The sequence below is a fragment of the Sorangium sp. So ce1335 genome (assembly GCF_051521615.1).
Lineage (GTDB): Bacteria > Myxococcota_A > Polyangia > Polyangiales > Polyangiaceae > Sorangium.
Genome location: NZ_CP150363.1, coordinates 9118604 through 9140437, shown reverse-complemented (window position 1 = coordinate 9140437; position 21834 = coordinate 9118604). Strand labels below are relative to the sequence as shown.

At 72.5% G+C, this 21834-nt stretch carries 15 protein-coding genes; 6 read left to right on the top strand and 9 right to left on the bottom strand.

Going from position 1 to position 21834, the window contains the following annotated elements; genetic code table 11:
* Positions 1 to 1860, top strand: coding sequence for a hypothetical protein (locus WMF24_RS33895; RefSeq protein WP_437731580.1), 1860 nt, complete (start codon positions 1 to 3; stop codon positions 1858 to 1860).
* Between the two features lie 170 nt (positions 1861 to 2030).
* On the opposite strand, the gene WMF24_RS33890 is transcribed toward WMF24_RS33895, so the two are convergent.
* The 6 genes from WMF24_RS33890 to WMF24_RS33865 all read right to left on the bottom strand — a co-directional run bounded on the left by WMF24_RS33890 (position 2031) and on the right by WMF24_RS33865 (position 9706).
* Positions 2031 to 2279, bottom strand: coding sequence for a hypothetical protein (locus tag WMF24_RS33890; RefSeq protein ID WP_437731579.1), 249 nt, complete (start codon positions 2277 to 2279; stop codon positions 2031 to 2033).
* A 245-nt stretch (positions 2280 to 2524) separates the two neighbouring features.
* Positions 2525 to 3016 carry a ribonuclease E activity regulator RraA gene (gene rraA, locus WMF24_RS33885; RefSeq protein ID WP_437731578.1) on the bottom strand — a complete coding sequence of 164 codons (492 nt, stop codon included), beginning with the start codon at positions 3014 to 3016 and terminating at the stop codon, positions 2525 to 2527.
* 277 nt (positions 3017 to 3293) lie between these two features.
* Positions 3294 to 4691 carry a sigma 54-interacting transcriptional regulator gene (locus WMF24_RS33880; protein WP_437731577.1) on the bottom strand — a complete coding sequence of 466 codons (1398 nt, stop codon included), beginning with the start codon at positions 4689 to 4691 and terminating at the stop codon, positions 3294 to 3296.
* A gap of 152 nt (positions 4692 to 4843) precedes the next feature.
* Complete coding sequence (gene grxD / locus WMF24_RS33875; RefSeq protein ID WP_437731576.1) at positions 4844 to 5767, bottom strand: Grx4 family monothiol glutaredoxin; 924 nt, start codon at positions 5765 to 5767, stop codon at positions 4844 to 4846.
* A gap of 172 nt (positions 5768 to 5939) precedes the next feature.
* Positions 5940 to 6467, bottom strand: a complete 528-nt coding sequence (locus tag WMF24_RS33870) for a hypothetical protein (protein ID WP_437731575.1) — start codon at positions 6465 to 6467, stop codon at positions 5940 to 5942.
* Positions 6468 to 6664: 197 nt separating this feature from the next.
* Positions 6665 to 9706 carry a beta-propeller domain-containing protein gene (locus tag WMF24_RS33865; RefSeq protein WP_437731574.1) on the bottom strand — a complete coding sequence of 1014 codons (3042 nt, stop codon included), beginning with the start codon at positions 9704 to 9706 and terminating at the stop codon, positions 6665 to 6667.
* A gap of 410 nt (positions 9707 to 10116) precedes the next feature.
* Here WMF24_RS33865 and WMF24_RS33860 point away from each other — a divergent pair, with 410 nt between their 5' ends.
* A complete protein-coding gene (locus WMF24_RS33860) occupies positions 10117 to 11085 on the top strand; it encodes a hypothetical protein (RefSeq protein WP_437731573.1) in 969 nt (322 codons plus the stop codon).
* A 55-nt stretch (positions 11086 to 11140) separates the two neighbouring features.
* On the opposite strand, the gene WMF24_RS33855 is transcribed toward WMF24_RS33860, so the two are convergent.
* Both WMF24_RS33855 and WMF24_RS33850 read right to left on the bottom strand, forming a co-directional pair.
* A complete protein-coding gene (locus WMF24_RS33855; RefSeq protein WP_437731572.1) occupies positions 11141 to 12181 on the bottom strand; it encodes an MBL fold metallo-hydrolase in 1041 nt (346 codons plus the stop codon).
* Complete coding sequence (locus tag WMF24_RS33850; protein WP_437731571.1) at positions 12178 to 12957, bottom strand: TVP38/TMEM64 family protein; 780 nt, start codon at positions 12955 to 12957, stop codon at positions 12178 to 12180. Before WMF24_RS33850 ends, WMF24_RS33855 begins: the two co-directional genes overlap by 4 nt.
* An 80-nt stretch (positions 12958 to 13037) precedes the next feature.
* Here WMF24_RS33850 and WMF24_RS33845 point away from each other — a divergent pair, with 80 nt between their 5' ends.
* Entirely contained in the window at positions 13038 to 13724 is a 687-nt protein-coding gene (locus WMF24_RS33845; protein WP_437731570.1) for a TetR/AcrR family transcriptional regulator, read from the top strand.
* Positions 13725 to 14059: 335 nt separating this feature from the next.
* Here WMF24_RS33845 and WMF24_RS33840 read toward each other — a convergent pair whose 3' ends face one another.
* Positions 14060 to 16969, bottom strand: a complete 2910-nt coding sequence (locus WMF24_RS33840; RefSeq protein WP_437731569.1) for an Hsp70 family protein — start codon at positions 16967 to 16969, stop codon at positions 14060 to 14062.
* A gap of 157 nt (positions 16970 to 17126) precedes the next feature.
* On the opposite strand from WMF24_RS33840, the gene WMF24_RS33835 reads away from it, so the two are divergent.
* The 3 genes from WMF24_RS33835 (at position 17127) to WMF24_RS33825 (ending at position 21760) form a co-directional block, all read left to right on the top strand.
* Complete coding sequence (locus WMF24_RS33835; protein ID WP_437731568.1) at positions 17127 to 17636, top strand: OmpA family protein; 510 nt, start codon at positions 17127 to 17129, stop codon at positions 17634 to 17636.
* A 519-nt stretch (positions 17637 to 18155) separates the two neighbouring features.
* Positions 18156 to 18800: a hypothetical protein gene (locus tag WMF24_RS33830; RefSeq protein WP_437731567.1), complete on the top strand. Its 645-nt coding sequence runs from the start codon at positions 18156 to 18158 to the stop codon at positions 18798 to 18800.
* Between the two features lie 518 nt (positions 18801 to 19318).
* Complete coding sequence (locus WMF24_RS33825) at positions 19319 to 21760, top strand: GH36-type glycosyl hydrolase domain-containing protein (RefSeq protein WP_437731566.1); 2442 nt, start codon at positions 19319 to 19321, stop codon at positions 21758 to 21760.
* Positions 21761 to 21834: the final 74 nt, after the last annotated feature.

The window sequence follows — 21834 nt, the reverse complement described above, 5'->3', positions numbered from 1 at the left end:
ATGCCGCCTGTCCCCGATGTCGCCGCCTTCGCCGCCGATCCCGCGCCCGCAAGCCTCACCGTCAGCGACGCCGCGGCCGCGCCGGCGGCGGATCTCGGCGCCGCGCGCGGGCCGGAGACATCGCCGGCAGAGCTCGATCGCGCGCTGTCCGAGCTGGGCGACGCGGCGCTCGCGTTCGCGCGCATGCCGCCGCGCGAGAAGGCCTCGCTGCTCCGCTCGCTCCTCCCGGGCCTCCTCGCCGCCGCGCGCGCGCAGGTCGAGGCGTCGTGCGCCGTCGCGGGGCTCGATCCCGGCTCGGCGGCGAGCGGCGCGGCGTGGCTCGCCGGGCCCTGGCCGACGCTCTCCTACGTGCGCCTCCTCGCCGAGGCGCTCGAGGACGTCGCCGCGCGCGGCCGCCCGCGGCTCGGCCGCGGCGCGCTGCGCGCCCGCGCGGACGGCCGCGTCGAGGTCGATGTGTTCCCGGCGCGCCTCGGGGACACCGCGCTCCACGGGCCCATCCGCGCGCGCGCGCTGATGCTGCCCGGCGCGACGCCCGCGGGCGTACTCGAAGGGCAGGCGCGCTTCTACACGCAGCGCGACCCCGAGGGGGGCATCGCGCTGGTGCTCGGCGCGGATGACGTCGCGAGCGTCCCCCTCCGGGACGCCCTCCACAAGCTGTTCGTCGAAGGGCGCGTCGTCGTGCTCGCGGTGAGCCAGCGCAGCGCGCCCCTCGGCGCGATCTTCGAGCGCGCCGTCGCGCCGCTCGTCGCGCGCGGGCTCCTCCGCTTCGTGTTCGGCGGCGCGGACATGAGCGCCTACCTCGCGGCCCACCCCGCCGTCGCCGAGGTCCACGTCACCGGCTCGGCGGCCGCGCACGACGCGCTCGTCTGGGGGCCGCCGGGCCCCGCGCAGGCGCTCCGGCGCGCGTCGGGGGAGCGGCTCCTCGACAAGCCGATCTCCTCCACGCTCGGCGGCGTCACCCCCGCCCTCGTGATGCCGTGGCTCTACGGCGAGGACGAGCTCTGGTTCCAGGCGAGGCTCCTCGCGAGCCAGCTCGCGAGCAACGCCTCGCTCGGCGCCCACGAGGCGCAGGTCCTCGTGCTGCCCAGGGGCTTCGTCCAGCGGCCGCTGCTCCTCCGGATGCTCCACCGCGCGCTCGCCGCCGTCCCCCCGCGGCGCGCCGCCCACCCGGAGGCCGCGTCGCGCCACGCCGCGCTCACGGCCGGGCGCGCGCCGCTCGAGCGCGAGCGCCTCGAGGGCTCCGCCGACGTGCCGCTGCCGCCCGGGGTCGTACGCATCGGCGAGCCCGGGCCGGGCGAGCTCCCGTGGACGCTGATCGCCGGGCTCGCCGCCTCGGACGCCGCCGAGCCGCTGTTCTCGACCGAGCCGCGCTGCGGCCTGCTCTCGATCGTCGAGGTCGGCTCGAGCGATCCGGTGGAGTTCCTCGACGCGGCCACGCGCTTCTGCAACGACCAGCTCCAGGGCACCCTGAGCGCCTCGATCGTCGCGCACCCGATCAGCGAGGAGGACCCCGCCGTCGGCGCCGCGCTCGACCGCGCCCTTCTCGATCTGCGCTACGGGGTGATCGCGGTGAACCAGGCGCCCGCCGCCGCGCTCGCGGCCGTCGTCCCGCCGTGGGGCGCCCACCCGAGCGCCACGCTCGCCGACATCCAGAGCGGGCTCGGCTTCGTCCACAACACGGCGATGCTCGCGCAGGTTGAGAAGACGATCCTGCGCGCCCCGCTCACCGCCTTCCCGCGGCCGCCCGCCTTCTGCGATCACCGGCGCGCCAACGTGGCGGGCGAGCGGCTCGCGGCCTGCGCCGCGGACCCGCGGTGGGGCAATGTCGCGCGCGCCGTGGCGGCCGCGCTGCGGGGGTGATCGGCGACGGCAGCGCCCCGCCGCGCCCGCCGGTGGCCGGAGCGGCCGGGAGCGCCCGCGGCGCGGCAACAAAATGAGGCTGGCGGCGATCTCCAGCGCTCCGGCAGGAACCCTGGCGAACGCCGCCAGCGGCGCCGCTCACGCGGAGCAGCGCGCTTCGGTGCGGGGGATCAGGAGGGGAGCGACGAACGGAACTCCTTCACCTTCTCCAGGATGTCGCGCAGCGCGTTCCGCGAAGTCTCCGAGACGTCCTCGGCGAGCTTCTCGGCGTCGAGGAGCGTGGGCTCCAGCTTGCCCCAGGCGTCCTTCGCCTCCATGCCCGCGAGGTGGAGTCTGACCCGGATCTCGTCGCGCAGGGTCTGAAGCGACTCCAGGCTCCTGGTCAGATCACTCTTCAGGTCGGACGTGATGTTGCTCATTCTTCTTTCCTCCCGTAGGTACGAGGTGTTGGTAGCTCCGCGTCTTCCGCGATCGCAGCTCAATGCATCTGCCGCGCCAGGTAGCGCGTTTCGACGCAGCGCGCGACGTCCGCGCGTCCGGGCTGGAGCCGAACACAGCCATCCTCGTGGCGATCACCGTCGTTCGCCCGTCGGCGGTGTGGCGGAATTGCTCGCGACGTGCGTTTTTGCCTCGCCCGCCGGCTGAGCCCGCCGCCGCGAGCGCCTCAGGCAAGCTGCTTCTGCGCGTAGATGACCCCGTCGTGATCGGCATAGACGAATCCGCCGGGAACATAGGTGACGCCGGCGAACGTCACGGGCACATCGCGGTCGCCCGCGCCCTTCTTGCCGCTCTTTCGCGGGTGCGTCGCGAGGGCCTTCACGCCGATCGCGAGTCGGGCGATCGCCTCCGCGTCGCGGATGCAGCCGTACACGACCAGCCCGGCCCAGCCGTTCTGGCGGGCCATGTCGGCGAGGTTGTCCCCGAGGAGCGCGCAGCGGAGCGACCCGCCCCCGTCGACGACCAGCACCCGTCCTTCGCCCGGCTCCTCCAGCGTCTTGCGGACGAGCACGTTGTCCTCGTGGACCTTGACCGTGGCGATGCGCCCGTGGAACAGGCGCGCGCCGCCGTAGTCCCGGAAGACCGGCTCGGAGACGACGACGGCGTCCGGGTGCTCATCGCAGAGATCCGTGGTTCGATACCCGATGGCTGAGCTCATGGAGGCTCCTTCGCGTGGTTCACCGGAACGGCCCACGATCCTCTCCCCGCCCGCGCCCGGCCGTCGTCCAGAGGAGCGGGAGGCCCGCTGACCCGGTGTCCTGGTAACGGGTGATCCGTCAGAGACGAGGGCCAGAGACGGGCGAGGCGTCAGAGACGATACGGGCTCTCTCCGATTCCTGCCTTCGCTCCAGAACACTCTGGGGCATCCAGCGCCGAATTCAACCGCTCGTCCGCTCGCTCGCTTGTTCGCTCGCTCGCGGCGCGCAACGCATCGCTCAGGACGGCTCGCGGCGTCCGCCGTCCTCGCCGGCGGGGGGGCGCTCCTCGTCGCTGTCGGTGGTGCCCGCGCGCCCGCCGGCGAACGCCGCCGCGTCGAGGCCGTGGCGCGCGAGCCAGCGGCGGAGCTGGTTCCGGTGCATGCCGAGCGAGCGGGCCGCGCGCGAGACGTTCCCGCGCTCGCGCCGCAGCGCCATCTCGATGGCGACCCGCCGCATCTCCACCGGCGCCGGCGTGCGCCGCGCGACCTCCGTGATGTCGAGGCCCGCGGACGGCGCGAGATCCAGCGCCTCCACGACGGCGCGCCCCGCCTCGCGCGCCGCGAGGCCCGCCTGCCGCACCTCGCGGAGCAGCTCCCGCACGTTGCCGGGCCACGCGCGCAGGGCGCAGGTCTCCAGGAGCCCGGCGCCGGGCGCGAGCCGCGCCCCGTCGCGCCGGAGCTCCGCCGCGACGAGCCAGGGCAGCTCCTCGATCCGCTCCGACAGCGCCGGGATGCGCACCTCGGGCCGGCCGATCCGGTAGTAGAGATCCTCCCGGAAGCGGCGCGCCGCGACCTCGGCCTGGAGATCCCTGAGCGTGGCCGCGCAGAGCCGGAACTCCACCTTGCGCGGGCGCGTGTCGCCGAGCGCGACGACCTCCCGCGTCTCGAGGACGCGGAGCAGCTTGGGCTGGACCGACGGATCGAGCTCCGCGACCTCGTCGAGGAACAGCGTGCCGCCGTGGGCCGCCTGCACGTAGCCCTCGGCGTCGGCGTTCGCGTCCGAGTACGCCCCGCGCCGCGCCCCGAAGAGCAGCCGCTCCGCGAGACCCTGGGGGATGGCGGCGCAGTTCACGGCCACGAAGGGCCCGCCGCGCCCGGTCGCCGCATGGAAGGCGCGCGCCGCGAGCTCCTTGCCCGAGCCGCTCGGCCCGGTGAGCAGCAGCGTGTCGCCGCGCGCCCCCGCGCGCTCGATCTTCTCGCGGGCCGCCCGGAGCGTGGGGCCGACGAGCCCGTCCTCGTGCTCCAGGACGCCGCCCCGCTGAAACGGCGCGCTATCCGCGGTGAAGCGCATCAACGTGCTCCCGATCCGGAGCACGCGCGGGAGCGACGGGAAGACCCGGCTCTCGATCTTCTTGCCGTCGACGAACGTGCCGTTCCTGCTGCCGAGATCGGTGATCTCGATGCCCTGCGCCGCCAGGGCGACGCGGGCGTGCCGGCGCGACACCTGGTCGTCCTCGACGACGACGATGTCGTCCGCCGGCGCGCGTCCGAGGACGACCGCGCCGGCGTGGAGCGGGATCGGCGCGCAGGCAGGCTGCCCGCGGGTGAAGATGACAACGAGCCCGGGCGTCGCCGTCTCCGCCGGCGACCGCACCGCGTCGTGCGCCCTGATCGTCGACTGATCGTCAGCTCCCACACTGCAGACATACCCGATCCCACAGCAGCCCAGAAGGGAGCCGGGGTGTTGCTGAAGTGAGAGTGAAAAAATCGATCGTGGCGCGATCCGCGCGCTCGTCGCCGGGAGCCTGCGCGCGCTCGCCGCCGGGGAGCCGGCGCGCGGGGCGGTCCTCAGTAGCGGGGCACGGAGGGATCGACCTTGTGCGACCAGGCGTCGATCCCGCCCTCGAGGTTGTAGAGGTTCCTGAAGCCCTTCGCGAGGTAGTGCTCCGCGGCGGCCTGGCTGCGCCCGCCGTGGTGGCAGTGGAAGACGATCCGCGCGTCCCTCGGGAGCGTCTCCAGGTAGCGCTGCCCTTCCTGGTCGAGGTGGCGGGCCCCCGCGATCGTCGCGATCGCGCGCTCCTGCGCGGTGCGGACGTCGAAGAGCTCGAGCGGCTCGCCGCCGTCGAGCATCGCCTTGAGCGCGGCGGGAGAGAGCTGCTTGACCCTGGGCGGCTCGTTCGGGCTCTCCAGCTTGAAGCCGCCGGTGGGGCCCTCGACGAAGTCGATCGACAGCCCCTCGGCGCGCCGCGCGCTCGCGCGGTCGAGGAGGAACACCACCCCGCCGGCGTGGACCTCGACGTCGCCGGCCTGCCGCGGGCCGAAGTAGAGGCCGTACTTGTGCGAGGGGTCGATCTCGATGTGCACGAAGTCGGCGTCCGACTCGCGCGCCGACGTGAACGCGGCGGCGGCCGCCGGGGTCACGCGGATGGCGGGCGGATCCTGCGGCGCGCCCTGCGCGAGCCCGAGCGCCTTCACGAGCTCCCCGGTCGCGTGCAGCTCCTTCACGATGTCGCAGCCGCCGACGAACTCGCCGCGGATGTAGAGCTGCGGGATCGTCGGCCAGCTCGAGAACTCCTTGATGCCGTCGCGCAGCGCGGGGTCCGAGAGGACGTCCACCGTCTGGTACTCGGGCAGGTGCTCGTTGAGGATGCTCACCACCGTGGCGGAGAAGCCGCATTGCGGCATCGACCGCGTTCCCTTCATGAACAGGACGACGTCGTTCTCGCGGATGATGGTGGCGATCCTGGCCCGCAGGGGCTCGCTGAGGCTCATGTTCCTGTCTCCGTCCGCGGCTGTGCGGCGCGGCCCTCGTCCGCGCGCTACCGCGGCCTCTCGCTAGCATGGGCCACGCACGGCAGCGAGGCCCGCGCGCGGCCGCGGCCGTGTCTGCCGCGGGCGTTCGCGCCGGCTCCGCGGCGCGCGGCGCGCCGGGCAGACGGCGCGATCAGCGGCCGACCAGGAGCCCCACGACGGCCGCGATCGCGGCGAGGGTCGCGAGGACGGCGGGCGCGCTGAGCTGCGCGCCGAGCGCGCGCAGCCGCCCGCCGCCGTCGCTCGCGGGGCGCGCGAGCGCCTCCGACGACGGCGGCGGCGCGATGCGGCGCACGCCCGGCGACGCCTCGCTGTCCGCGCGGACGTCGACGAGGAGCTGATCGAGGGGGGCGTGCTCGCCGAACGGGCGCACGAGGCGGAACGTCGCGCCGCCGGCGAGGTCGGCGGGCAACCGGAGCCGCAGCGTCCTCGCGGCGAGCTCCGCCGGGGCGCGGTGGGCGCCGCTCCGGGCGCACCCGTCGCAGCCGCCGCCGTCGCAGCGGGCGCAGGAGACGCGCGCGGGCACCGCGATCTCGATGTCAGCGCCGCCGCGCGTCCACGCGGCCGGGACGGCGATCGAGAGGCGGCCCCGCGGCCCGTCCGAGGCGTCGAGGTCTTCGCGATCGACAAGCTGCCCGAGCTCGGCCCTGCCCATGATCATGGTGTGCCGCACCCGGGCGCCCGCGCCAAGCGGGACGTCCCGGGGCGCGCCGCGCTGCGCCGAAGAACGGGCAGATCAGCAGGGGAAGGTGGAGGCAGGGCCGCGCCTCTCGACGAGCGGGCCGACGCGCGGGGGGCGGGCAGGGGCGGGCCGCGCCTTCGCTGCCCGTGACGAGCGGCGGAGGCGCGGCGCGAGGATCAGTCGCCGAGGTCGACGATATCGAGCCCGTGGTGCCCGAGCGAGCAGAGCGCGAGGTCGCCCGAGACCGTCACCTTGTGGGAGTACGACGAGAGCTCGCCCTTCGTCTCGTACGTCACCTCGCCGAGGTCGGTCGCGTCGATGACGCCGATCGTCGGCGGGTAGTAGCTGGCCACGACGGCGCGCTTCCCGTCCGCGGAGATCGGCCAGCCGTAGTTGAGCTCGTCGAGCTCCTTCGTCACGACCTCGATGCTGCCCTTCTCGAGCCCGCTGACCACGAGGATCCCGGGCCCGTCCGCGTCGTCGGCCTCGGTCCCCACACGGGTCGCGGAGGTGGACATGAACACGCGGTCATCGCCGAGGAGCGGCTGCGAGATCGATCGGTTGTCGGGCAGCGGGCTCTCGTCGCGCAGGCGAGCGGTCGTGTCGCCCACGTCGAGGAGCTTGAACGCGCGGCGCGTCGCCGTGCAGAGGCCGGGGCCGTTCCAGTCCTCCGTGTCCGTCGGCCTGAACTGGGCATCCGCGAAGACCCCGTAGCACGCCGTGGAGTTCGCCGCCTGGAACTCGACCGCCTCGTAATCCACGGTGAGCGCGCGGCCTGACGCGCGGTCGAAGGCGAGCAGCGAGCCGGGCACGTTGACCGGCGTCCGCACGACCGGCGAGGACGGGTCGGCCACGTCGATGCGGTCGAGGTAGAAGCGCGCCCTGGAGGGATCGTCGGGCAGCGGCACCCAGTGCGACGTCAGCACGGTGGTGCCATCGATCTGAAGGCCGGTGTAACCAGCGCCCTCGGGCAGCTTCACCGTGCGGTGCGCCGGGCTCGACGGATCGGACAGATCGAGGATCTCGAGCGACGCCTCGGAGGGCTGCGCCCCCCCGGTGCCGGTGCTGGTGCCCTCGTATTCATCGTAATAATAGACCTCGTTCGCGTTGCGGATCACGAGGGTGCTCCCCGCCTGGACCACCGCGTCGCCCGCCTGGACGACGCCGCCGTAGTATCCGCCGACGTAGAGCGCGCTGCTGTTGACCGGAACCGTGCGCTGGCTGGCGATCCGGGGAGCCTCGGGGGTCGTGAAATCGACGACGGCGAGGTGCATCTTCGTCCAGTCCGAGTACGAGGGCCAGAGCAGGTAGGCGTACCGGCCGTGCGTGAAGACGCGCGCCTCGGCGAGGCCGGAGCCGTAGCAGCCGTCGCCCGACCCGACGGTGAGCGCCGTCAGGTCGAGCTTCCCGAGCGGCTCGGCGCGGCCCGGATCCGCGGCGGGAACGACGTCGAGCTGCGCGCTGTTCGTCCACCAGTCCGCGCTCATGCGCACGACGAGGTCGCCGGCGACGACCGCGTTGCTGACGATCGTCGCGAGGGCGAGGTCGGTGACGGCGGCGGGGGCGTCGCGGTCATCGATGCGGAACGTCCCGACCTCCTGGTCGGAGACGGCGAAGAGCCGGTCGTCGTGGACGAAGGCGCGGCGCGCCTGGCCGCGCGCGGGGGCGACGCCGCGCTTCGCGAGCGTGTCGGCCGTGAAGTCGATGAGCTGGATGCCGCTCGAGTACTTGCCGCAGCCGTCCCCATCCTGGTCGAACTCCCAGCCGCTGTAGGGCACGAGGATCGTGCCGAGGTCGTCGAGGATGGTGAAGGCCTTGTGGATCCGGTCCTGATCCTCGGCGAAGCTGCCCCACTCGCCGCCGAAGTGGATGCGCTCCAGCATCGTGGGGTTCGTGAGATCCGAGACGTCGAAGAGCGAGACGTGGAGCGCGCCCTCCTCGGCGGCGTTGTCGAAGCCGAGGGCGAGCACGCGATCGCCGCGCGGCTCCATGTGGTAGACCCAGCCGGGCATCTCGAGCTCGCCGAGCTGGGCGGGGTTCTCCGGGTCGCTGAGGTCGATGGTGAACAGCGGGTCGGTCTGCTCCGCGGTGATCGCGTAGGCGCGGTCGCCGTCGAAGCGGACGGAGCGCAGCGACTCGGGCCGGGGCAGGGTGAGCTCGGTGTAGCCGAGGGGCGTGATCTCGTTCGAGGACGCGACGGCGAAGGTCTGGACGCCTGGTTTGGCCGCGTTGTTCCACCAGAGGCCGGGCTGGCTGATGACGCGGAGGACGCCCTCGTGCTCATCCATCTGCCAGCGGCTCTGGATCTGGCCGACGGCCTCGACGGTCGCGCCCTCCTCGAGGTCGCCGGAGGGGTCGGAGATGTCGATGACCTGGATGGTGGAGTGTCCCTCGTCGGTGCCGTTCCACTCGACGCCGGCGACGTACATGCGATCTGCGGTGACGCTCACGCTGCGCTGCCACCCGTAGTTGTAGGGATCCGGGTCGTCGTAGGTGAGCTGATCGACGACGGCGATCTCGGCAGGGTCGCCGACGGCAAGCGAGGTGACGGTGGTGTTCCGCGTGTCCGAGCACCCCCAGCAATACCCGTTCTCGAAGGTGACGGCGTACAGCACGTCGCCGACGATGCGGGAGTCGGAGATGCTGCCTGGCAGGTCGAACGACCCGAGCGACGCGATGTCCGCCGGGTCGGAGACGTCGAGCGCCTCGATACGGCTCGTCTGCTCGTAGCTGTAAGAGCCGTCCGCGTCGTTGTAGATATAATGTCCCCACGACGAGAACATCGCGTAGACGACCCCGTCGCGCAGGTACATCTCGAACGGGATTCCGCTCGCCTCGTAGCGCCCGAGCAGCTTGAGGCGGTCGCGCCGCGAGATATCGATGATGCTGAGGCCCGAGTACTGCGACAGCGCGTAGAGCTTGCCGTCGTGGACCTGGATGATGTCGGCCTCGGTGATCGCGCGCTCGGCGCCGCCGTCGTCCGCTCCGCCGTCGGCGTCCGGCGCCGCGGCGCCGCCGCCGGCGCCCGTGCTGCCGCCGGCGTCTTCCCCCACGTCTCTCCCGCCGGGGCTCCTCGGGCTGCCCGAGATGAAGTCGGTCGGTGCGTCATCGGGTGAAGGCCCCGTCGTGGAGCCTAGCTGGCAGCCGGTGAGCCCGGCCGATGCCGCTGCCGTCGCGAGGACGAGCCAGCGGGTAGAAGTTCTGGACAGGAAGGTCATGGTCACCTCGTTCGCGACAAGACACGGAGCGTCATGGCTTCGCCGGTGTCCGGTGCGCTTGTGGAGTCCCGCGACGGGCGCACTTAGCAAGCGGCAGGCCAGGCAAAATGCAGCAGGAATCCCGCGGATCATCGCGGTGTACGCTGACCGTGTGCCAGAGTGTGCAGCGGCGCCTGCCACGGCTGGCATCCGCAAAGCGTGCGCCTCCTGGCCGCGTGTGCGCCCTTGTCCGGAGATGAGCTCACGTGGCCCGGGGGCGGCTCGTTTCCTCGTGCGCGCCGCTCGTTGCGGCGGGAGCGCCGCGTTCACGCGCCGAGGACGCCCGGGCACAGGGGTGTGAAGCGACAGGAGGGCGCTGGCGCCTGCGGCTTTCGGGTGGCAGGGTCGATCTCTCGATAGGAGGCTTGACCATGGATGTGTTCGGCAAACGTCATCGGCTCGTCTTTGCCATGCTCGTGCTCTTCGTTCCCCTGCTCACCGGCGCCGAGGGCAAGGGCTGTCAGGCCCCGGGCGACGGCGGGCCCGGAGGCGGCGGGACGGCGGGGGGTGGGCCCGGGGGTGGCGGGCCCGGGGCCTGCTTCGAGACCGGCTGCAGCGGGCAGATATGCGCCGACGAGCACGTGACCACCACCTGTCAGTACCGCGAGGAGTACGCGTGTTATGCGGAGCTCGGCGTCTGCGAGCGCGGCGCGTCGGGCGAGTGCGGCTGGCGGCAGACGCCGGAGCTCGCGGCGTGCATCGAGGAAAAGCGCGGCGAGCCCGCGCCGTGCGTGGTGACCGGCTGCAGCGGGCAGGTCTGCGCCGACGAGGACGTGGTCACCGACTGCGAGTACCGCGAGGAGTACGCGTGTTACGCGGAGCTCGGCGTCTGCGAGCGCGACGCGTCGGGCGCGTGCGGCTGGCGGCAGACGCCGGAGCTGGAGGAGTGCCTCGAGGGCAAGGACAACGGCGGACCGCCCGTCGAGCCCGCGCCGTGCGTGGTGACCGGCTGCAGCGGGCAGGTATGCGCCGACGAGGACGTGATCACCACGTGCGAGTACCGCGAGGAGTACGCGTGTTATGCAGAGCACGGCGTCTGCGAGCGCGACGCGTCGGGCGCGTGCGGCTGGCGGCAGACGCCGGCGCTGGAGGAGTGCCTCGAGGGCGAGGACAACGGCGGAGAGCCCGCCAAGCCCCCGCCGTGCGTGGTGACCGGCTGCAGCGGGCAGGTCTGCGCCGACGAGCCCATGGCGACCACCTGCGAGTACCGGGACGAATACGCGTGCTACGCGGCGCACAGCGTGTGTGAGCGCGACGCGTCGGGCGCGTGCGGCTGGCGGCAGACGCCGGAGCTCGAGGCCTGCATCGAGGAGGCCTCGGGCGGCAGCGGGACGCCCTGAGCGGGCGCTGCGGCGGGGAGCTCTGCGGCGGCCCTGCCCTGAACGGCGGTGTATCTCAGCGCGCGCCGGCGACGGCGCGCCACCACGGCGTCGGCGCGTCGATGTGCTCGGGCTCGACGGCCGCGCCGATGTGCGGCGTCACGACGCGCGCGCGCCGCTCGGCCGAAAGGGAGAGCAACGTCTCGGCCGGCTCGTCCCAGTCGTGGAGCGCGAGGTTGAAGGTGCCCCAGTGGACCGGCAGCAGCGTGCCGCCGCCGAGCATCTCGAGCGCGGTCAGCGCGTTCTCGGGGCCGAGGTGGATCGCCGCCCACGCGGGGTGGTACGCGCCGACCTCGAGCATCACCAGATCGAAGGGGCCGTGTCTCCGTCCGATGTCCGCGAGCTCGGGGAACAGCCCGGTGTCGCCGGAGAAGAAGACCTTTCGCCGGTCTGCCTCGATGACCCAGGAAGCCCAGAGCGTCTTGTTGCCGCTCGTCGGCCCGCGACCCGAGAAGTGCTGCGACGGCGTCGCGGTGAAGCGGACGCCGCCCACCTCCGCGTGCTCGTGCCAGTCGAGCTCGGTGATCCGCGCGGGGTCGACGCCGAGCGCCTCGAGGTGCGCACCCACGCCGAGCGCCGTGACGATGGGGACCCGCGTGCGGGCGAGCGCGTCGATGGTGGGAGCGCAGAGGTGATCGAAGTGGTCGTGCGACAGCAGGACGGCGTCGAGCGGCGGCAGCTCCCCGAGCGCCGCCGGGACGGGGTGGAAGCGCATCGGGCCTGCGAACGAGACGGGGGAGGCGCGCTCGCCGAACACCGGATCGGTGAGCACGCGGCGGCCGTCGATCTCGAGCAGCACGGTGCTGTGGCCGAGCCACGTGACCCGCAAGCCGGTCGCGCTCCGTCGTGCCCAGGTCTCGTGAGGTCGCGCGAGGGGCAGCGGACCTGGGGGCGCCCGCCGGCCACGCCGGAAGAAGTACTCGCCGATCACGGGCAACGCCGAGCCGTTCATCGCGGGGCCGGCGCCCGACGGGTTCCGGAACCTGCCGCCGCTGAACTGAGCGGAAGCGCGCGCCCGCTCGATCCGGAGCCCCTTGCGACGCTGAGAATCATTCATGACGTGACGACCTCCTGCCGGGCGCGGCGCCTGGCGAGCCAGAATCCGACCGTGACGATGACCAGAGCGGCGCCCACGCCGACCCACGTCGAGGGGGGCGCGTCGCGCAGGGCGTCGAAGACCCGCTCTCCGAAATACGCAGTCGCCAGCAAGGGAAGGAGATAACCGGCCAGCGAGCCCCAGAAGTGAGTGGAGAAGCGCACCCCGGAGACGCCGAAGAACGCGTGGAGCATGGGCGGCATCCAGAGGACGAGGCGGAGCACGAACACCGTCAAGAACGCCCGCCGATTGAGGGCCTCGTCGTAGGCGTGGAAGCGCGCCGGCACCCGCTTCGATACCCAGTCGCGGGCGACGAAGCGAGCGAAGGAGAAGCCCACGACGCTCGCCGCCATGGTGCCTGCCATGGAGAGCGCGAACGCCACCGGCCAGGGCCAGATGAGCGGCGCTGCGAGGATGAACACGGTGCCCGGCACGCCGAACGGCTGGAGCGCCGCGTACGCCGCCACGAACGCGACATACCCCCAAGGCCCGAGCTCCACGAGCGCCCGCTTGATCCGCGCGGGCTCGCCGAAGAGCTCGAGGAGGCCCGCGCGCTGCGCGACAACGAGGAGCGCGACAACAGCGGCGACGGCGCCGATCTTCGCGCTCCGAAGTCGGCCGCCGGCCGCGGACGGACCGGGGGGCGCAGGCGGCGAGGTCCCGGGCGGCTCGCCGGGGGAAGCGGCCGCGCCGCCTGGCGGGAGCGCGAGCTCGGGCGGGGCATCGGACGAGCGCACCGAACGAGGTTTACGTCTTGAGACCAGGTTGTCAAGTATGACGTTGACAAGAAGAGCCCATGCTGTCAACTTGAGTCACCGTGAGCGAAGGGAGCGCCACCGACACGCCCGTCGATGACCCGCGCCGCCGCAGGCTGATGGACGCGGCGATCACGGTGTTCCTGCGCTTCGGCTTCCGGAAGACGTCGATGGACGAGGTCGCGCGGGCCGCGAACGTCTCGCGACAGGGCCTCTACCTCCACTTCGCCACGAAGGAGGAGCTCTTTCGCGCGTCGGTGACGTACTTCCTCGACACCGCGCTCGCCGCCGCCGCGGCCGCCCTGGCCGACACAGAGCGCTGCCTGGAGGAGCGGCTCGTGGCCGCGTTCGACACGTGGATCGGCCGGTTCGTCGGCGCGCTCGGGTCCGACGCGGCGGACATCGCGGCCGCAACGAAGGAGCTCGTCGGACCCATGGTCGCCGATCGCGAGGGGCAGTTCGTCGAGGCCGTGGAGGAGGCCCTGCGCGCCTCCGGGCTCGTGGCCGCCTACGCGCCCGCGGGCGTCACGGGGCGCCAGCTCGCGGACACCCTGTACGCTGCGGCGCGCGGCCTGAAGTACGGCGCCGCGACGCGCGAGGCCTTCGTCGAGGGCGTGTCCGTCGCCGTGCGGGTGATGTGCCTGCCGCGGCGGGAGGAGCGAGAGGGGCGGACGGAGCGAGCGCCGCCGAGCCTTCGCCCCGAGGGCGACCGGCCGCGCAAGGCGCGCGGCGCGACACGATCGCGGTAGCGACACGCAAGCTCGGCGGCTCCTGCGCGCGCGACGGATCGTGGGGTACTTTGGCCGATGGTGGGGGCTTTTGAACCGCCAAGGCGCCATAAGACGCCAAGAAAACACAAGAATCTTGGCATCTTGGCGGTTCCATCATTCCGGCAGGGTGGGGGGATGGTGGGGGCTTTTGAACCGCCAAGGCGCCATAAGACGCCAAGAAAACATAAAAATCTTGGCGTCTTATGGCGTCTTGGCGGTTCCATCATTCCGGCAGGGTGGGGGAAGTCCCCCGCCACCGCGCGACGCGCGGGCCAGCGCGACGCCGCACGGGGCCAGCCGCCGCGGTCGGGCCCTCACTCGCTCACGAGCCGCAGCCCCACCGGCAGCCCCTCGCCGAAGAACGCCGCGCGCTCGGCCTCCTCCACGGCCACCACCTCGCGCACGGCCCTCACCCACGCCTCCGGCGCGCCCACCTTGACGAGCCGGCGCTCCACCTCGCCGCGGGTCCGGTCGGACACGTCGCGCGCCCGGTCGCCGGTCCGCCGCGCGAGCTGCACCGCGGCCGGCGCGGCGGACGGCAGCCCCTCCCACTTCTCGCGCAGCAGGTGGTCGAGCCACCGCTCGGCCGCGGCCGGCGAGACCACGTGGTGCACGCTCGCGTAGGCCGGTACGCGCGCCCCGATGCGGCCGATCGCCGCCCAGAGCCGCGCGTCGCGGTCGGTCCACGTGCGCTCCAGGATCCAGGCGCCGAGCTCGCTCCGCCGGCCGGCGGGCACGCGCTCGAGCGACGCGCACAGCTCGAGCAGGTCGTCGAGCGCCTCCGGCTTCACCCCCTTCGGCTTCTTCAGCCGCTGCTCGGCCGGGGCGAGGAACGGATCCGCGAGGTCGCGGATGGCCACCTGGAGAGGCTCGTCGAGCCCGCCCGCGACACGGCGCCACGCGATCCAGAACTGCTGCCACGAGCGCGCCTCCTGCGGGAACGCGAGCCGCTCGGCGAAGAGCGGCGCGAGCGCGGCGATGCGCGCCGGGTCGCCCGCGTCGCCGAAGCCGGGGCGGAGGCAGTAGCCCGCGAGCGACCAGAACACGCGCTCGTGATCGGCCGAGCGCCGCCGCGAGCGCGCGCTCGGCGCGAGCGTGTCGAACAGCGCCCGCGCGGTCTCCGTCGTCCAGGTGGCGCGCTCCCCGAGCACGCGCTCGAGCTCGCGCACGAGGTTCTTCACCTCCCGCGGCGCGACGTCGGGCCGTCCCTTGCCGAACACCCGCTCGATCGCCTCCCGCGCCTCGTCGAGCCGTTTGCCCCCCGGCGTCGCCGCCGCCTGCGGCCTCGCCGGCGGGCCTCCCCCGGCCTCGGCGGCGCGCGCGCCCCCCTCGGCTGGCGCCCCCTCGGCGGCGCGCGCGCCGCGGCCGTCGTCGCGCAGCTCGAACGCGAGCCGGAAGCGGCGCGGCGCCGGGACGCCCACCTCGACGCAGGCCAGATCCAGGGTGCCGATCGCGGTGAGCTCTCCCTCGATCTGCACGCGCACCTCGGCCCGCTTGCCGCCTCCTTCTTCGCCGCGCGCGCGCGCGGCGCCTGCGTCGAACGCCACCGCGACCGGCGGCAGCGCCTCGAACCGGTCCTCCTCGAGCGGGACGAGGTCGCCCGCGCGGTCCTCGCGCGCGTCGTCCGACGCGAACAGGTCGAACCGGACCGGGCGGCCCACGACGAGCGCGAACGTCCGCCCGGCCGCCGCGTGCACGCTGCCCTCCTTCGCGCCGCGCGGCACGACGCAGACCGCGGGCCGCGGCCCCCCGCCGGCGGGCGGCTCGAGGCCGACGTAGTAGCCGCGCGCCGCGCCCCCCTCGATGCGCACGCCGCGGCCCGCGAGCGCGAGCCCGTAGGCGACCGCGCCCCGCGCCACGGCGAGATCGGGGTCGGCGTGCGGGAGCATGTCGAGCGGCGGGCCGCCCCAGCGCTCGATCGCGCGCGCGAGCCGCTCGGCGACGCGGCGCGCGCGGAAGACGCCGCCGTTCAGGAGCAGCGCGCTCGGCCCGCGCGACGCCGGCGCGTGGCGCGCGAAGAACCAGGCCACGTGCCGGGTGATCGCGACGTCCCGCTCGTACGGCAGCCCGAACGCGACGAGCCCGCTGCGCCCGCGCTGCGGGCGGGCGTCCCGCGGCGTGTCCGGGAAGAAGCCGTCCAGCACGACGCGCTCGACCTCCTCGCGGCCGAGGCGCGTCGTCAGCGCGCCGCCGACGAGCCGCGCGCCGTGGGAGAGCACGGTGACCGGCGCGTCGTCCGGCGGCGCGGGCGCGGCCTCGCCGTCGTCCGGCGCGCCGCCGAGCAGGCGCTCCTTGGCGGCGCGGCAGGCGAGCACGAGCTGCCCGAAGCGCGCCGGGTCGAGCTTCTCGCCGGCGCCGACGAGGCGCGGCTCGCACAGGTGGGCGAGCGCGAGGTCCATGTTGTCGCCGCCGAGCAGCAGGTGGTGGCCGACCGCGACGCGCGAGACGTCGACGGGCGGGCCGCCGGGAGCGCCCTCCGGGGATCCATCGGCGGCGCCCGCGCGCCGGGCGACGCGGATGAGCGACAGATCGGTGGTGCCGCCGCCGACGTCGCAGACGAGGACCATCGCCTCGCCGCCCGACCGGTCGAGCAGGGCGTCGAGGCCTCCCGCGCCCGCGAGCCGCATGAAGTCGTAGAACGCGGCCTGCGGCTCCTCGAGGAGCCGCGCCGACAGGCCGGCGCGGTGGGCCGCCTCGACGGTGAGCTCGCGCGCGACCTGGTCGAACGAGGCCGGCACGGTGAGCACGACCTCCTGCTCCGCGAGCGGTCGATCCGGAAAGGCGTCGTCCCAGGTGCGCTTCACGTGGGCGAGGACGCGGGCGCTCGCGTCGAGCGGCGAGACGCGCGGCAGGTCGGGCGCTTCGTCGCCGGCGCCCCACGGCAGGATGGGCGCCGTGCGGTCGACGGCGGGGTGGCAGAGCCAGCTCTTGGCCGAGGCGACGAGCCGGCCGGGGACCTCGCCGCCGCGCCGGCGCGCCTGCTCGCCGAGGACGAACGGCGCGTCGCCGAAGGGGTCGGCCGGCGCCTCGCCGGGCACGGGCGCGTAGAGCAGCGACGGCAGCAGCGGTCGCGCCTCGACCTCCGTGGCCGTCACGAGCTGCGGGATCGGAAAGACGCGGATCGCGCCGGGGTCGGCGTCGCGCTCGGCCCACGCCACGACGGTGTGCGTGGTGCCGAGGTCGATTCCGACGATCAGGCTCGGGTTCTTCGCGGGGGCGGACATGCGTGCGCGCAGCAACGATACTGGATCGCGGCGGCGCCTTCCGCCCGCCGATCGGGCGGGGCGTCGCGCCGGGGCGCCGGCCGCGGCGCGTCGGGCCGGCCGTGAGCGCGCCGTGAGCGTACTTTTTTCGGGCGATTCCCCGTGCTAGAGCCGCGAAATGCGAGCGAACCGAGCGATCTGGCTTGTGGTCATGGGCGTCCTGGCGGCGGGGTGCGGGTCGGCGAACGCCGAGATGTCGCTGGCGGCGAGCGCGGCGCCGCCGCCCCCTCCTCCGCCTGCGCCCGTCCAGCCGGCGGCCCCTGCCGAGGCGGTGATCGAGGGGGATCGCATCAAGATCGCCCGGCCGATCTTCTACGATCTCGACAAGGACGAGATCCGGCCCGAGTCGTTCTCGGTCCTCGACGCGGTGGCGAACATCCTGAGGACGCACCCGGAGATCACCTCGCTCACGGTCGAGGGGCACACGGACAACCAGGGCACGGTGGAGCACAACATCAAGCTGTCCGAGCGCCGCGCGAACGCCGTGGTCCGTTACCTCGTCCAGCGCGGCGTCACGACGCCGATGACGGCTCCCGGCTACGGCGCCGCCGCCCCGCTCTGCTTCACGAACGACGAGGGCTGCCGCGCCATGAACCGGCGCGTGGAGTTCCGCATCAAGACGAAGTGACGCGCCCGCGGCCCGCCGCCGCCGCCGGCCGCGCGCCCTTCTTCCTCATCACGCCACCCGCGCCCGCTCTCCCGCGCCGCTCGTGCTCCTGGACAACAGGCCAGGTTAACACGGGTTCTCCCTCGAAATCGCCTCGTTTTCGCCGCGGCTTACGCGAGCGCGTTTGCCGCGTTGCGGCCCTCGCGTCCTGCGTCGCCCCGCGCGGCGGCCGGCGGGTGAGGGTGCCTGTCTCTCTGTGTGCCTGTGGGAGAAGCGGCTCCCGAAGATTGTTCGTGCTGCAAATTTCTGTTGAACGACGTCTCCCGATGGTGGTTAATACATCACGGGAATACGCGCGCTGAGAGCGACGCGCCGGTCCGAGCAACACATTGCAGTGCATGGTGGATCATGGCGAGCGTTCGTCGTTGTCCGTTGGGGATCGCTTGTCTCGTCCTTTCGGGGCTCTCGTGGCTTTCGCCGCGCCCTGCGGCCGCGCGTGACGTCGGCCATCTCAAGTGGGCCGAGCGCCTCGTTGATAACGTGGCTCCTGAGAACAACGAATATTCGACTGCCAGCTTCGTGTCCTGGGCAGGCGTGGGCGGCGCGCGTCGTTACATGAACCGGACGCAGTGCGCCACCTTCTTGACGGAGCTCCTCAAGCGGAGCTACGGGTGGACCGAATCGTCGTTCAGCAGCTGGCTCGGTAGCCGGAGCCCGACCGCCGCCGCGTACCACGACGCCATCGTCGAGGAGAATGGATTCGAGAGGATCCACGACCTCGGCGATGCGCGCGCCGGCGACGTCATCGCCCTGCGTTATTCATCGGACGAGTCGTCGACAGGGCACGTCGCGATCCTCCGCCGTGCCCCGCGGGTAAAGCTTCCCGTCAGCCCCTTCGTGGTGGGCACGTTCCAGTACGAGGTGAGCATCGTCGACTCGACGAACACGCACCACGGCCCGTCCGACTCCAGGCAGTCCTCGGGCGGCCGGTGGGCCACCGGCGCGGGGTACGGCGTGATGCGCATCTACACGAACGTGTGGGGCACCATCGTCGGGCACACCTGGAGCACGGCCACCAACACGACGTACTATCCGACCACGCAACGCCAGATCGCCATCGGCAGGCTGGTGCTCTCCGACGAGGACCGGGGGCCCGGCGGCGACGACTCCGACGAGGATCGGTAGCGACGTGCCGGCGACTGGTACGGTCCCCGGAGCGCATCGCTCCTGAAGATCGCGTACCGGTCGCTGAGCCTGCGAAGACCGGGCCGCCGGAATATCCAGCACCCGTGGCCCCCGCGCGCCCTGGCCCCCGCGCCTCGCCGCGCCGCGCCATCCGCGCCCAGATCCCAATGTAAAATTCGCACCACGACGTAATTCTGCGTTGTCTGCCACACACCGCCCGCGCCATGGAGTGCGACGGGAGCGCGACACCGCTGCGACCGATCGAAGTGCCGCATTTCGCCCGGAAAAACGCCGACCTACACCCCCGCTGGCCCCGTTGACAACCAGCGCGGCAGGGGTCTAGAGTGGCGGCCCTCTGAGCTCGCTCGGAGGCCCCTGACCCAACCATCATCGGCTTATCGAACTATCGAACCCGGGGCAGCCCTGCCGCTGGGTTTTTTTCTGTCGTTCACGGGAGAGAAGCCCCCCGCTTCCGACCCAGCTTACGACTCCACCGAATCCACGGAGACCGCGCGTCCATGAGCAATCAGTACGGCCACTTCGACGACGAGAGCCGCGAGTACGTCATCACCCGGCCCGACACGCCGCTGCCCTGGCTCAACTACCTGGGCTCGGATGAGATGTTCGGCCTCTGCACCAACACGGCCGGCGGCTACACGTTCTGGAAGGACGCCAAGCTGCGGCGGCTCACGCGCTATCGCTACAACAACGTGCCCATGGACGTCGGCGGGCGCTACCTGTACGTGAACGACGGCGGGGTCGTGTGGAACCCCATGTGGAAGCCGGTCAAGACGGCCCTGGATCGCTACGAGTGCCGCCACGGCCTCGGCTACACGAAGATCACCGGCGAGAAGAACGGCGTCGAGGTCGAGGTGCTCTTCTTCATCGTCCCCGGCGAGAACGTCGAGATCTGGCGCACCCGGGTCACCAACAAGAGCGGCGCGAAGAAGGACATCCAGCTCTTCTCCTTGCAGGAGTTCTGCTTCTTCGAGGCGCTCAATGACATGACGAACTACCAGCGCACCTACTCCATCGGCGAGGTGGAGATCGAGGGGAGCGCCATCTACCACAAGACCGAGTACCGCGAGCGCCGCTCCCATTACACGCTCTTCGCCTGCACGCGGGCCGTCGACGGGTTCGACACGAGCCGCGACGCCTTCTGCGGCAGCGTCCACCACGGCCTCCACGAGGCCCAGGTGCCGGCCCGGGGCAAGGCCACGAACTCCAAGGCGTTCGGCTGGAACCCCATCGGCAGCCACCAGGTGAGCCTCTCGCTCGAGCCCGGCGCGACCGAGACCCTGAGCTTCGTGCTCTCCTACGTCGACCAGGGGGATCTGCCGAAGTTCAAGGCGCCCTTCGTCATGAACAAGCAGAAGGGCAAGGAGATCCTGGCCAAGTACTCGGCGCCCGGCGTCGTGGACGGCGCGTTCGCTCAGCTCAAGGCCGACTGGGCCGGTCTCCTCGCGAACTTCCAGGCCGACTGTCCGGACGAGCACGCGCGGCGCATGCTCAACACCTGGAACCAGTACCAGTGCATGGCCACCTTCAACCTCTCGCGGTCGGCCAGCATGTACGAGACCGGCATCGGCCGCGGCATGGGCTTCCGCGACTCGAACCAGGATCTCCTGGGCTTCGTGCACCTCATCCCGGAGCGCGCTCGCCAGCGCATCCTCGACATCGCCGCCACCCAGCTCAGCGACGGCACCTGCTACCACCAGTACCAGCCGCTGACGAAGAAGGGGAACGCCGATATCGGCGGCGACTTCTACGACGATCACCTGTGGCTCATCCTCTCCACGTGCGCGTACATCAAGGAGACGGGCGACAGGAGCATCCTCAAGGAGGCCGTCGGCTACGCCGACAAGCCGGGCTCCAAGGAGGACCTCCTGCACCACCTGGAGACGTCGATCGCGTACACGATGAAGAAGCGGGGCCCGCACGGCCTGCCGCTCATCGGCCACGCGGACTGGAACGACTGCCTGAACCTGAACTGCTTCAGCACCGAGCCGAACGAGAGCTTCCAGACCGCGGGCGACGTGAAGGACTCGAAGGCCGAGTCCGTGATGATCGCCGGCCTCTTCCTCTACGCCAGCCGCGAGATGGCCGCGCTCTACGACTGGATGGGCCAGCGGTCCGACGCCGACCGCATGCGCGGGCACCACGCGGACATGCTCGCCGTCGTCGAGAAGGAGGCCTGGGACGGCGAGTGGTACCGCCGCGCCTACGACGCCGAGGGCCGCGCGGTCGGCAGCAAGGAGAACGAGGAGGGCAAGATCTTCATCGAGAGCCAGGGCTGGTGCGTGCTCGGCGGCGCCGGCGCGGACAACGGCCGCGCGAAGCAGGCGATGGAGAGCGTGCACAAGCACCTCTACACGAAGAACGGCATCGTGCTGCAGCAGCCCGCGTACTCGACCTATCACCTGGAGCTCGGCGAGGTGACCTCGTACCCGCCGGGCGTGAAGGAGAACGCCGGCATCTTCTGCCACAACAACACCTGGATTCACCTGGGGTGGTGTCTCCTGGGCGAGGGAGAGCGCGCGCTCGAGTACTATCTCTCCATCTGCCCCTCCGCCAAGGAGAGCCAGATCGAGACCTACCGGGCCGAGCCCTATGTCTATGCGCAGATGATCGCGGGCAAGGACGCCCCGGTCTTCGGTGAGGCAAAGAACGCCTGGCTCACCGGCACCGCGGCGTGGACGTTCGTGTCCGTCAGCCAGGGGATCCTCGGCGTGCAGCCGCAGTACGACGGGCTGAAGCTCGACCCGTGCGTGCCCAAGGCGTGGAAGAGCTTCTCCATCTCCCGCCGCTTCCGCGGCGCCACCTACGAGATCAGCGTCAAGAACTCGGGGGTGTGCAAGGGCGTCAAGAAGCTCACCGTGGACGGCAAGGCGGTCGAGGGCAACGTGATCCCCCTGGCCCCCGCCGGCAAGACGGTGCGTGTCGAGGTCGAGATGGGCTGAGAGGCCCTCGCCGGAGCGCGCCGCGGCCAGCCCCGCGGCGCGCACGGCCAGCCCGCGGCGCGCACGGCCAGCCC